The sequence below is a fragment of the Kitasatospora sp. NPDC059795 genome (genome assembly GCF_042732175.1).
GTDB lineage: Bacteria > Actinomycetota > Actinomycetes > Streptomycetales > Streptomycetaceae > Kitasatospora.
Genome location: NZ_JBHWID010000031.1, coordinates 1 through 12,660, shown reverse-complemented (window position 1 = coordinate 12,660; position 12,660 = coordinate 1). Strand labels below are relative to the sequence as shown.

Annotated in this window: 9 protein-coding genes; 5 read left to right on the top strand and 4 right to left on the bottom strand. The window is 69.8% G+C overall.

The features are described 5' to 3' along the window. Positions 1 to 55 precede the first annotated feature (55 nt). The gene (gene tap, locus ACFV4P_RS34340) at positions 56 to 5,215 is read left to right on the top strand and encodes a telomere-associated protein Tap (protein ID WP_380477415.1); all 5,160 of its coding nucleotides are present in this window, start codon (positions 56 to 58) and stop codon (positions 5,213 to 5,215) included. A gap of 5 nt (positions 5,216 to 5,220) precedes the next feature. Continuing rightward, entirely contained in the window at positions 5,221 to 5,781 is a 561-nt protein-coding gene (tpg, locus tag ACFV4P_RS34335; RefSeq protein ID WP_380477414.1) for a telomere-protecting terminal protein Tpg, read from the top strand. Between the two features lie 256 nt (positions 5,782 to 6,037). Here tpg and ACFV4P_RS34330 read toward each other — a convergent pair whose 3' ends face one another. The 4 genes from ACFV4P_RS34330 to ACFV4P_RS34315 all read right to left on the bottom strand — a co-directional run bounded on the left by ACFV4P_RS34330 (position 6,038) and on the right by ACFV4P_RS34315 (position 8,280). After that, positions 6,038 to 6,445, bottom strand: coding sequence for a hypothetical protein (locus tag ACFV4P_RS34330; RefSeq protein WP_380477413.1), 408 nt, complete (start codon positions 6,443 to 6,445; stop codon positions 6,038 to 6,040). 137 nt (positions 6,446 to 6,582) lie between these two features. Next, a complete protein-coding gene (locus ACFV4P_RS34325; protein ID WP_380477412.1) occupies positions 6,583 to 7,179 on the bottom strand; it encodes a sigma-70 family RNA polymerase sigma factor in 597 nt (198 codons plus the stop codon). Positions 7,180 to 7,454: 275 nt separating this feature from the next. Further along, on the bottom strand, positions 7,455 to 7,616 hold the full coding sequence (locus ACFV4P_RS34320) for a hypothetical protein (RefSeq protein ID WP_380477411.1): 162 nt from the start codon (positions 7,614 to 7,616) through the stop codon (positions 7,455 to 7,457). 496 nt (positions 7,617 to 8,112) lie between these two features. Beyond that, positions 8,113 to 8,280: a hypothetical protein gene (locus ACFV4P_RS34315; protein WP_380477410.1), complete on the bottom strand. Its 168-nt coding sequence runs from the start codon at positions 8,278 to 8,280 to the stop codon at positions 8,113 to 8,115. Between the two features lie 298 nt (positions 8,281 to 8,578). Here ACFV4P_RS34315 and ACFV4P_RS34310 point away from each other — a divergent pair, with 298 nt between their 5' ends. From ACFV4P_RS34310 to ACFV4P_RS34300, 3 genes are all read left to right on the top strand, one after another. Then, positions 8,579 to 9,478 (top strand): hypothetical protein, encoded by a 900-nt coding sequence (locus tag ACFV4P_RS34310; protein ID WP_380477409.1) that lies wholly within the window; start codon positions 8,579 to 8,581, stop codon positions 9,476 to 9,478. Between the two features lie 526 nt (positions 9,479 to 10,004). Next, entirely contained in the window at positions 10,005 to 11,360 is a 1,356-nt protein-coding gene (locus ACFV4P_RS34305; RefSeq protein ID WP_380477408.1) for a replication-relaxation family protein, read from the top strand. Positions 11,361 to 11,543: 183 nt separating this feature from the next. Further along, positions 11,544 to 12,266, top strand: coding sequence for a hypothetical protein (locus ACFV4P_RS34300; RefSeq protein WP_380477407.1), 723 nt, complete (start codon positions 11,544 to 11,546; stop codon positions 12,264 to 12,266). Positions 12,267 to 12,660 lie beyond the last annotated feature (394 nt).

The window sequence follows — 12,660 nt, the reverse complement described above, 5'->3', positions numbered from 1 at the left end:
TGATCATCACCTTCGCGGAGCCGTCTGTTCGACGCCCGTTCGGGGGTGAGCCGCAGTGACTGCGCCCGCGCCCGCCGGCCGTGACGCCTTCTCGGGCGACCGGTCCTCCTACGAGCGGCTGCTGAACGCGCTCGACGTGATGGGCTGCGCCCCGTCGCCTCGCGGCAGCGACCACATCGACGCGCGCTGCCCGGCGCCCGGGCACGCCGACCAGTCCGCCTCCTTCAGTGCCGATTGGCGTCCGCCGACCGGCGACAGGGCCGGCCGGATGCTGATGAAGTGCCACACCGGTTGCGACTACAACGACCTGCTCGCCGGGCTGGGGTTCGTATCGCGGGACCTGTACGACGGCCGCTCGCCCGGCTTCCAGGCCCGCCCCGCCACCTCCGTCCCGCGTCCGGCTTCCCCGCGCACTGCCGAGACGGCCCCGCACGACGGGAAGGCCACCGGCCCCGGGGCGACGAAGAAGCAGGCACCGGACCACAAGCACGACTTCCGGGAGGAGGCCCGGCACGTCTACACCGACTCGGACGCGGTCGTGCTGGCCACCATCGTCCGCAAGCGGTGCGCGAAGGACTGCCGGGAGAAGACGTTCGCCACGCACTACCCGCACCGCAAGAAGCCGGCCGGTGCCGGGCGGCTGGTGGACTGGCTGGGCCTGTACAACCTGCCTCGGGTCGTCTCGGCGATCAAGACGGGGGAGAAGGTCTACGTCGTCGAGGGCGAGGGCGACGCCGACCGGCTGGCCCTGCTCGGCGTCGCCGCGACGTGCAACCCGGCCGGCGCGGGCAAGTGGCAGCCGCAGCACACCGAGCAGCTCGCCGGCGCGCACGTCGTCGTCGTCGCCGACTACGACCCGGCCGGGTACCGGCACGCCCACCACGTCGCCGACGAACTGCACGGCACCGCAGCCTCGGTGACGGTGGTCCGCGGCGTCCCGACCGCCCCCAAGTCGGACGTCTCCGACCACCTGGACGCCGGACACAACCTGGACGCCCTGATCCCGGTGCCCGCCGAAGACCTCGCGGCGGGCAAGCCCGGCGCCGCCGAGCAGGCCGCGGAGAAGGCCGCCAAGGCGAAGAAGGCCCTCGACGGCGCGCCGGGCCTGCCGGTGCCGGGCTCGCCGGGCTGGCGCTACGACGCGGCCCCCGACGGAGGATCGGTGTGGAAGGCCGGCCGCAAGGACGAGCAGCCCTGGATCCTCATGCTCGACTGGGCCCCCTACGTCACCGAGCGCCTGGTCGTCGTCGGCGACGACGGCAAGTCCGCCGGGCGCCACTACACCGTCACCGTCGGGGAGGACACCCTCACCCTGCCGATCGCCGAGCTGCGTACCACCGAGGGCTGGGACAAGTTCGGCGACGATTCCGGCAATTCCTCGCGCACCACGCGCGAGGTGTTGGTCAACATCGTCACCGCGCAGGGCCGTTCGCTGCCGCGCACCATGGTGGTCACCCGCACCGGATGGCACCAGCTGCCCGACGGCCGCACCTTCGTCTACCCCGACGGCCGCACCTACCCGCCGAACCGGCCGGTGCGGGTCCTGGACGTCCGTGAGGACAAGCGCCGCGCCGCCGCCCCGCTGGACGGGCCGCCGTGCTCGGACAAGGAGGTCGCCGAGGCGGTCCGGCTGATCGCCGCGCACGGCTGGGCCGGACTGATGGGGCTGTCCGTCGGCGCGCGCTCGCTCGGCTTCACCCTGCGCCAGGTGCCGGCGGCATTCCTGATCCAGGCCGAGCCGAACTCGGGCAAGACCGGTGTTCTCAACATCGGCCGCTCGCTGGTCTTCACCTCCCGTCCCACCCTGTGGCCGCCGGTGGTCACCCGCCCGATGAGCTCCACCGTCACCGACATCGAGTGCGAGGTCGACCTGGAGGGAGACCTGCCCTCCCTGCTCGACGACGTGGCCCTCACCCGCGCCTCCGGCCCCGCGATCGTGCGCGACTACCTGGTGAAGTTCGAGGCCCTGATCCGTGCGGCGGGCAACAACGGCGAGATCAAGGGCCGCCGCAACCGCAACATGACCGCCCGCCCGGCCTACCGCAACCGCTCGATCCCCGCCATCGCCGCGCAGATGCTCCCCACCGACCTCCAGGAGTCCCTGTACCGCCGCGCGGTGGTGGTCTACATCTCCCGCGAGGGCGGCGAGTACGACTGGCGCTGGTACAAGACCACCGGCGGCACCAAGCTCGCCCGCCCGCTGCGCGCGATCGGCGACAGGATCATCGCCCTGCTCCACGGCAAGGGCGACGCCGCGGACACCTACCTCGCCGCCCTGGAAGCCAAGGCGCTGGAGCTGTTCGCCCCGCATGTCGACCGGCACGTGTCGGCGGCCCCGGGCACGATGGAGGGCGTCGTCAGCGCGGCCGCGCAGATGCTCGCCGGCCTCGGCCTGGTCGCCGAGGCCAGCGGCCTGACGATGGAGGACCTGGTGGCCGTCGTGGCGGGGCCGCTCGCGCAGTCCCTGGCCAGGCAGTCCCGGGAGATGGACGACCAGAACGTCCTGCAGGACGACCTCGCCACCGCAGTCGCCGACGTCCTGCACCAGGCGTTCGCCACGCACAAGGCCCACGTCCGCGACGCCTCCGGCGCGGTGCGCCCGGCAGTGCCGGGCGAGGTCGAGCAGGCCCAGGGACTGGCCCGCAAGGGCGAGGACGGCCACGGCATGCCGGTGTGGGAGGGCCGCGGCCCCGCCCTGTACTGGCTGCCGGCGGCACCCGGCAGCGGGGTGCCGGTGATGGGCGTGCGCGGGCGTCACCTGCTGACGCTCCTTCAGGCCTCCAGCGACCCGCGGGTGAAGGGCTTCTCCGAGCGCACCCTGCCGCAACGGCTGCTCGCCGCTGGGGTCAGCGTGCCCAACACCGCGGAGCAGGCCCGCGTCGCCACCCACCGGATCCGCATCGGCACCGACAACCCGCGCCTGATCCTCCTGGACGCCACCAGGCTGTGGGACATCGGCGACGACACCCCGCCGCCCGCCGACGGCCCCGAGCGACCCGAAGGGGACACGGGCCCCAGCGGGCCGGACGGCTCCGACGACCCCGCGCAGGGGAGCGGCCCGCAGCCCGCAGCGAGCGACGAGTCGCCCACAACGCCCGAGCTGCCACAGGGCGAGCCCGGACTGTTCGACAGCGCCGAGGCGGCCGGCACCGCGCCGGAGGCCACCCCCGGCACCGAGCCCGGCACGGACGAGGAGGACGAAGAGGTGCCCACCTACCTTGAGCAGCAAGCGCCGTGCGTGGAGTGCGGCCGGCCGACCCCGCGCCGGGAGGACGACGGCACTCCGCGCCACCTGAACGTCCCCGGCCTGTTCTCCTGCCGGGCGACGCAGGCCGGCGGCGGCTTCCTGGCCCCGGCACCCGCGCCCGCCGGGCCCAGCCCCCTCCCCGCGTCCCAGGTCCCAGCCCGGCAGCCGGCGCCCGCCGCAGGGGCGGCGACCACGCCCCGGCCGACGCCCGCCGCGCCCGATCGGCCCGGCGCCGACCGCACGGCCTCCGCCGACGGTCAGCACGGCGAGGCCCCGGCCGCCGAGCACCCGAACGGGCCGCTGGCGGTCCTGGAAACCGCCGAGGACGGCACCCTGACCGCATACCTGGCCGACGGCCGCACCCTGGTGTGCGAGGCGAAGTCCATCAACACCCTGGCCACCTGGGCGCTCGGCGCGGGCCTGGGCCAGGCGCGCCTGCACAAGTGGGGCACCGACGCGGACCCGATGCTCGTCCTGACCGCCTCGGCCGCCGCCAAGCTGGGACTGCCGCAGGAGCTGGAAGACCGCCGGCAGCTGCGCCTGCCGGAAGACCACAAGGTCGTCAAGGCACTGACGAAGGCGGGCTGGCAGCTGACCAAGCGCGGCTTCTCCGCCTGGACCCGCCTCTACAAGCCGGTCAAGGACAACGTCCGGCAGTGCGTGCAGCTCGCCGTGATGCCGTGGGACGCGCTCGGCGGAACCAACGGCTGGGCGATCGAGACAGGCACGGCCCCGGCGGACGTGGCCCGCATCCTGGGCACCTACGCGAACCGGGTGATCGCCCCGCGCGGCTCGATGGGCACCAACGGGATCGAGTTGTTGATGCAGCTGCGCCCGCAGACCCGGCCGGTGAAGGACCTCGACGAGAACGAGGAGTGGACCGGCAAGTGGGTCCCCGGCCCGGTGCACGGATCGTTCACCCGCGCCGTGCAGCCAGCGCCGCCGGAGGCCCCGGAGGAGCATCCGCTCGCCCAGGGCCGCGACGAGGAGAAGGACGCGATGCGGGAGGAGGCGTGGAACTGGCACCGCGACCTCACCGCGCAGGAGGCCGCGCTGTTCACCGCGGCGGTCGGCCTGGACACCAACACCTCGTTCCTGTCCGGCTCCAGCCGCCTGCTGGTCGGCGACGGTGATCCCGTCCACCACCAGCGCCCCGCGTTCGACAAGAAGAAGCCCGGCAGCTGGCACGCCGACTTCTCCCACGTCGACTGGGACCCGCGGTTCCCGTGCCCGCTCACCCCCGACGGCCTGCCGCCGACGGGCCCGGGCTGGTACGCCACCCAGACCATGGCCTACGCGATCCACGAACTCGGCCACCAGGTCGAGCCGTTGGAGGGCTGGCTGCGCCGCCCGGCAGCCGCGGCGTGGCTCGACCCGTGGCAGGAGCACCTCGCCACCGCCTACAAGGACACGATGGCCCGGCTCGGCATCACCCCCGGCATGGACCCGGCGGAGTTCCTCGCGGCGATGGAGGCCTACAACCGGGGTGCCGGCGACCCGGTCGAGCGGCAGGTGCTGCGCTACATCAAGCAGACCGTCAAGTCCGGCATCGGCAAGCTCCGCCAGTCCCCGGGCCGCCACTGGGGGCACAAGACCGGAGATCCGTGGCCGGAGCTGGAGAAGGTGTGGTGGCGCCCGGACGTGCGCGCCGCCGTCATCGCCACCACCCGCGTCGCCCAGCACCGCAAGATGCTCAAGACGTTCAAGCTGACCGGCCTGGCTCCGCTCGCCGCGTACTCGGACTGCGTGATCTACCCGGCCACTGCGCCGGACGCGCTCGCGGTCGTCCCGCGCACCGCCGACGGCGCGCAGGTCCCCGGGGCGTTCCGCCTCGGCGTCCAGCCCGGCTGGTGCAAGCAGGAAGGCGTCCGGGACCTCGCCTGGTACACCGACATGCACGCCAAGGGCATCAACCCCGCCCGTTACGTCGCACCGCGCGCCAGCGAGCGCGACACCGAAGGAGAGTGACCGCCATGGGCAAGATCCTCGACGGCCTCGGCGACGCGCTGCGCGGCAAGCTCACCGTGCAGCAGGCCGAGATCCACAAGACCACCAAGGGCCGCGTCGGCTTCCTGATGAAGAAGGAAGGCACCGTCGCCAAGGTCGCCAAGCGCCTCGGCGTCAGCGCCACCGCCGTGCGCCGCTACCTCAGGGGCGAGCGCAAGACCCCGCCGGACGCCATCGCCAAGAAGATCGAGGCCGAGGTCCGCAAGGACTGGAAGCCCGGCCTGCAGAAGCAGGCCGCCAAGGCCGCCGCCCAGGGTCCGGTCAAGGTGAAGACCCGCGCCGCGTTCGGCTACAGCTCCTCCGCCACCGGCACCACCACCCCCGACGCCCGGCTGCGCATGCTCCAGCAGACGCTCCCGGCGGACTACGCCGGGAGGTTGTTCGACGCGCAGTTGTCCGGGGACGAGGAGGCGGCCAAGGACGTCCTGCGGGAGTACCTCCAGAACGAGTATTTCAAGGAGGGCGGCCGGGGCGAGGCGCTGGAGGTCGAGATCTCGGAGATCGACCACATCGAGTTCGAGTGGTAGGCGAGGCGGTCGGCCTCGGGTCGCGCGCTTAGTCCCGGGAGACAGCAGTCCCGGGATCGCGTAGTCCCGCACCTAGGCTTGCCAGCAGAAAGGGTGCCCGGCTGTCAGGCCGGACACCCTTTTCTCGTGTTCGTGCGACGCCGAGTCACTCATCTCTCCCGTGCTCTAAAGCGGGGCGCGAACCCCAGCCTCCTCATCCGGCTGGGATCCGCGCCGTGGCTCTATGGACAGCCTTCGACGCTGTCCAGAGAAGCCGCTACCTTCGCAGCACCACGCCGGGAGGCAAGGAGATCCGATCGTCTTCCCTTGAAATTTCGTTGCGTCGACGCACCGATAGAACCGCCGTGGCGGCACCGGCGACCAGGCTGACGATCAAGATGCCGACGCTTCGGGTGATGGCCGCCAGTGCGATCCCGATGGCGAGGACCGCTACGGCGGTGCCGGCGATGGCGCCGGGGACGGAGACGGAGCCGGGACGCTTACGGGGCCCCCCGGTCCCGTGGGCTGCTTCGGCTTCGATCTCGGACTCGGCGCGGGAGGCGATGTGCGCCATGTGCGCATCCCACTCCAGGTCAGCGCTTTCATGCCCTCCGGGCGGTTCCGCGAGACGTTCCCTGTTCTCTCGCAGAAGTGCCAGGAGGACATCGTGTGCAGTCTCAGACACGTGTCGTCCTTCCTTCCCCACTGGTGATCTTTCACTGGTCGCATCGAGAGGCCTGCAAGCCTCCCTGGAGGTCCCACTTAGGCCTCCACCTGGGACCGCGGTGCCGGGCCGCTGACGCCGCGATCCCTAGAGGAGGCCTACCGAAGCCCGTCGAGCACTTCCGGCGGAAGCGAGTTCATCACTTCTGTGGCTTTGAGGAGCCGGCTGCTGACGGTCCCGCGGTCGATGCCGAGGATCTTGGAGATCTCCACCACGCCGCGCTCCTCCGCGAAGCGGAGCCAGTAGATCTCGCGCAGGTTCGCCGGCAGGTGCTTGATCAACACGGTCCGGATCGCGTCCCGGAGTTCGACGGTCTCGCTGGCTGTCACAGAGTCGCGGCAGGCAGCCTTGTTCTCCGGGACATCCTCGACCAAGTGGTACCGCTCTCGACGGTTGCCCCTTTGCCGCAGGAAGTCGAGGATCGCGTACTCGATCGTCCGACGCATGAACGGCCAGGGGGTGTCCTGTTCATACACAGAGACCTTGCAGATCCTGGCCTTGTAGAACCGGACCTGGACATCCGACTTGATCTCGGACAGGTCCGGCTCCCGGAATCCTTTCTTGCGGATCTGTCGGCTGATCCTGGAGTCGTACTCGCGCAGCTCGTCGGAGATCGCCTTGTGGAGTCTGGAGGAGGCCTCGACGTTGAAGCCTGACGACTGGTCAGGTTCTGGCGGCTGCGTAGCTGCGGACATCCGGACATCGTCCGCAGCGGGGTGGCCCGGTGCATGCTGTGCCGGGCTGTACGGGGGCGACGGATCGCCGGTCCCCCACTGGATGGAACCTGTGGCCATTCCTGGAGATCCCTTCTGGTCTCGGGTCGGATCGGCCCCTACACAGAACTAGTCGATGCGCGGCGTGGATTCGGGGGAAACCGGGGCCTACGACTTCCGGCCCTGGCGTCGATGTCGGAGAGGGTCGGCTCCGAGGCTTGTGTGAACTGGCCCTCCCCCACGGCAGCCGGGACCTCCTACAGGCCTCCGCGCAGGATCATCCACACGAGTGAGGCCACCGCCACGCCGACGCCCAGCGCGATGCCCAACGGCGGGTTGATGAAGGCGATGTAGCTCGCCATCGCGAACACCATGACGACCACCAGCACGACCAGTGGCGTGTTCTGGTTGCTGTTCATCAACGCTCCCTCACCGATATCCGGGCCCGCCTTCCGGGCCCGGACCGGGACTTCATCAGCCCAGGCATCTATGAAGTCGTGGGCTATCACCGAAGTGGGGGAACGTCGCAGGCAAAGCGCCGGGCGGGCTGTCAACGTTGCTGGCCGGTCGCTACGCCGACGGCGAGGACCGGCTGGCGTGGCAGCGTGAGGCCCGCCCGATGCCGCACCCGGGCTCGCTGCGGGCCGCCGTCGACCTCGCCGCGGCCTAAGCCCGCCTCATCGATGCCGCTCGCGCCGCCGGCGCGACCTGGAACGCGGTCGGCGCGGCGCTCGGCATGACCAAGCAGCCCGCAGCCGAGCGCCACCAGCGCCTGCGTCAGGCAAAGCCTGACAGTTCCTGACCTGCGTGTTGATCGAACCCTCTCGGCCGATCCGGCCGTCCCGGGATCACCGCACGCGAAAAGAGGAGGCGCCGAGCACCACGGCCCGACACCCCCTCCCCGCGTCTCCGGTGTTACCGCTGCTGCGCCTCGGTCTGCTCGCGGATCGCTGCGGCGACATCCAGCAGCGCGTAGGCGACTGCGGCCAGGCCCTCGCCGATCGCGTCGGTCTGCTTGTCCTCGCCGGTGAAGCCAGCCGCGTTGCTTGCGTGCAGCAGCGCGTTGTGCTCGGTGATCGACACCTTTGTCCTCCCTGGAAACGGTAGCCCGCCGAGCCTTCCCGATCTCCGGCCCGGCCATGCGCGGTAAGAGCTTTCTTACGGCTCACGGTTCAGCAGTCCCGGAACCCCACGATCCCGGTATCCCGGAGCTGCGCACAGGCCGACGAACCCGCCGACGAGGAGCCGGGCCGCAACTTGTGCCGCCTTCAAGCCCCGCACCGTCCGCGCGGAGGGACGGCCCGGCGACGAGCAGCGCGCCCCGCCTCGACGACCCCACAGTTTCGTGACACCACGAAACCTGGGTCGGTAGTCTCACCTGGTGAGTTCCCGCCAGGACAAACCCCGCACCTGCGCCTACCCCGAGTGCGACGTCGTGCTCCCCGTGCCGAAAACTGGGCGCCCCCGCAAGACCTGCTCGGACGCCCACCGCTCGGCCAAGTACCGCCGAAACAAGGCCGCCGAGCAGACCACCACTGCCCACCCCGCAGCCCCGGAATCAACCGAACCCATTACCCAGGAGCCGCTGCCCGACTCGCAGCACAACGTCCTCCTCTTCGGCGAAACCATCCACCGCAGCGCCGCCAACTTCGTCCAGGCCCTCACCGACGGCCGCGACCCCGACCAGGCACTCGCCACGCTGCGCCGCACCGTGCCCGTCTTCACCAAGCGCCTCCTCGACCAAGCCACCGCCGCCCACCGCGAGGCCCTCGGACTGCCCAACCCGGCCGCCCTGGACGCACAGGAAGCCCGCGAGACCGCCGAACGAATCCCGGCCGCGCAGACAGACCCCGACCGGACCGCTTTCGTGACGACCCGCCACGAAACCCCCGTCGAGCCGCAGATCACCATCCCCTGGCCCGCACGCACCCAGCGATCGGTGCCCGTACCGCCGACCCCCCGCGACCGTTTCGGCCCAGCCCCCACCACCATCGACCTCACCGACGACCTCGGACCTGGCTGGACCCTCGTGGGCTGGCCCGACCACCCGGACGTCTACTACGTCTGCGTCCACAACCTTGCCGCAGGCTGGATCGAGCGCGGCATCGCCGGCCAAACGCGCTGGGCCGTCGTCTACGGCGGCACCTACCTCACCGACCGCTTCCAGCAGCCGCTGCTCCACACCACCCCGGCGCTGGCCGCCCGCGAGGTGCAGGCCTACTTCCACCGCCGCCAGCGCGAAGTCCGTGCCCAGTCGCGGGGCGGCACCGCGACCCCCTGATCAAGCCGCCAGCAACCCACCAGTCGCAGGCCGCAGAAGCCGGGTAGCAGCCCTCCGGCCGGGTACGGTCACCGATGGCCGATCCCGCCGCCGACGAGCCATCAAGGCATCTCTGTACCGCTTCTCGGCTGCTTCCGGAACGGGGCCGGTCTCCCCACCACCTCCCCCACCGCCTCCCCTACCAGGCCTGTTCGCGCCGAACAGCGCATTTCCGCAGCTCAGTACCCGACATCAAGGGTCGCGGCCAACCTCGACAACCCTCTTCTCCGTCCTTCCCGCCCCTGGCCTTGGTGTTGGTGGGTGGTGGGGTGGGTCGGTACGGCTCGCGGGTTTACGCGCTCCCGGGCCGCTGTGGCCCTCTCCCTCCTCGCGTCCGGCGGTGCCGGCCGCGCGCGCTCGGCGGGGCCGAGCGGAAGGGAACAGAGGGCGGCCGACAAGGCATCCAGAAGCCCCACCAGCGGCCCTCTGTCGGTCTCGTGAGGTATCCAGGCCAGATCGACACCCACAGAGCCGCAGGGAGGCACCAGTGACCAGCCAGCCCCAGCCCACCAAGCCCGGCCGAACCGCCTGGGTCCGCGCCAAGGCCTACCCCAACGGCTCCACCAACTCCGTACGCGAAGACGTCCTCACCGCCCTCGGCGTCCTCAAAGTCGCCACCGCCGACCAACTCCACCGCCTGCTGCGCTCGCACCTCAGCTCCAACAAGTCGATCCGGGCCGCGCTGCTCGATCTCCAGCTGAACGGCCTCACCGCCTCTGACGGCAACACGGCGGCCCGCCACAAGACCTGGCGACTCGACGGCCCGGCCGGACTCGACGCGGCGGCCCACGTTCTGGAGCTGGCTCGCAGCGACATGGGCGGCACCGCCCGCGGTGCCGGCCGCACCGGCGCCCCGCACGCGATGGCCGTCAACGAGACCATCCTGGCCTTCGTGCGCGGCGGCACCACTGACGGCGCGACAGGCGGAATCGGCATGGTGACGTCCTGGTCGACCGAGACCGAGTTCACCCTCCCGGGAGGGAAGCGCAAGGTGCGGCCAGACGCGGTACTCCAGGCCCCGGAGATCGGCATGCCCGTGCTGATGGTCGAAGTCGACCGATCGACCATGGCACCCGCCCGCGTCGCCGCGAAGTTGCCGGCCTATCGCGAGCTGTTCCTCCGCCAGGTCCGCGACTACTCGCCCACCACTCCCGACAGGACCACCGCCTGGTGGCGGCAGGCATATCCCGGCCACACTCGCGACGGATTTCCACCCATCGCCCTCGTCGTCACCGGTACGGGGCCCCAGGCACTCACCAACCGGCTCCAGGCCATCTACGACCTGTCCCGCGAATACTTCCTGCCCCGCCGCCGTAAGGACCAATACGGCGAGGACAGTTGGTGCGACTACGACGATGCCATCCCCGTCATCGCCACCACGCTTGAACTCCTCCAACAGTACGGACCGATGGGAGAAGTCTGGTGGCGATTCGGCCGCGCTGACCACCATCTGAGCCTCCTTGACGCGCTCGAAGACTGGGACACCAAAGCCGAATACGACGAACGCGCCAGAATCCGCAGCGAGGAGATCGCGGCAGAGAACCGGCGGAAAATCGAGGCGAAGGAGAAGAAGGAGAAAGAGCGCATCGCGCGCGGTTGCCGGAATTGCCACCAACCTGTCGAAGAATGGCGACGCCGCTACCTTGGGGACAACGGAGAAGACCCGCTGTGCTTCGACTGCCAAGAAGAAGAACTCGCAGGCAGGCGGCCGAAAGCAGAAGCCGAAGCCGAAAAGGCAGCAGAGGAGACCGCAGAACAACCGGCAGAAGAACCGAAGAAGGAACACACCTGGCTCCAGCGAGTCTTCAAAACCGACTTCAGCCCCGACCGCGACCCCTGGTAACCCCCACACCGGCACCCGTGCACCCCGCACGGGCGCCGGTCCCGTCGTCTTCCGGGCCGGCCGGGACCGCAGCCTGTCGCGCCCACCCGCCTGTCGCGCCCGATCAGGCCATGAACAGCCACAACCCCCACCCATCAACCCGACGCGACAGCACGACAGCACACCTTGACGACGCCCCCTTTCGTGACGCGACGCCACGAAACCCCGACCATCAAGCCACCCCACCACCCAACCGACAACCACACCATGCGCCCCCAAGACATCCACCCCGGCCAGACCTACATCGCCAAGATCCCCAAAACCCTCCCCACCAGCCACCCCTCGCTGCTCCCCACCGCTGAGAACCCGCTCCAGCCCCTGCACCTCAGCTTCAACCGCGGCGAGCGCTTCAACTTCGCCGTCACCGCCATCAACGACGACGGCACTGTCACCGGAGCACGCCTCGCCCAAAGCGCCCGAGCCGCCATCACCCTCACCGAAGAGCAGGCCAACCTCCTCGGCCTCCCCGCCGGCACCTACGCAATTGAAGGCACCGTCACCGACGAGGACGACAACCCCGTCCAACGACCAATCCAAATCCCCCTCACAATTCCAGCTCGCTGGCTGAGCCCTCTTGAAGAGCCCATCCCAATCGCACCGTCCTCCGTCCTGGCCTTCCGAAGAAGCGTACAAAGGAAGGCCGAAGGGATGACGATTGATCAGATCCGGAAATCTATTGAAGAGGCTCAGGAGGAGGAGCGAAGCACGGCAGAAAAGGCGCTTGACTCGTATAAAGCGGAGGAAAGGTTGCGGGTTGCAGAAACCCGCCATAGAGAATTGAAAAGGATCGAATCCGTGATGATCGAAGCGGGAATGGAGAGGTATAACGGGGAGGGAGATCCCGAAAAGATTGACGATAAGTCATAGAGGGCTCGAGCGGGCTCAGTTGACAATTCTGTGCGAGTTCCTGAATAATCAGATAAGAGATTCAGGCGGGCTCAAATGGATTGCCGGGCGGCAAATAAAACAATGAGCGACCAGCTGAATATAAATCGCGCGGAGCGTGATTCACGGTCTGGAATTGAAATTCTGGATTTCGAATTTCAGCCGTCAGGCCGCCCCTTCCCTGCGTCGTAGTCAGCATCAAAACCGCAGGTCAGAAGCTTTCTGACGACAGGTCAGCCATAACCGGGGTTTGAGGACGCGAAGCGGCCGACCGTCGTTGGGAGGCGCAACGCGCCGCCCTACCCGCTCCGCGGGCCTCGTCTGCGACATCCCCGGATACACCGCCAGCGGCTGCGGCGAGCAGGTCAGCGTGGAC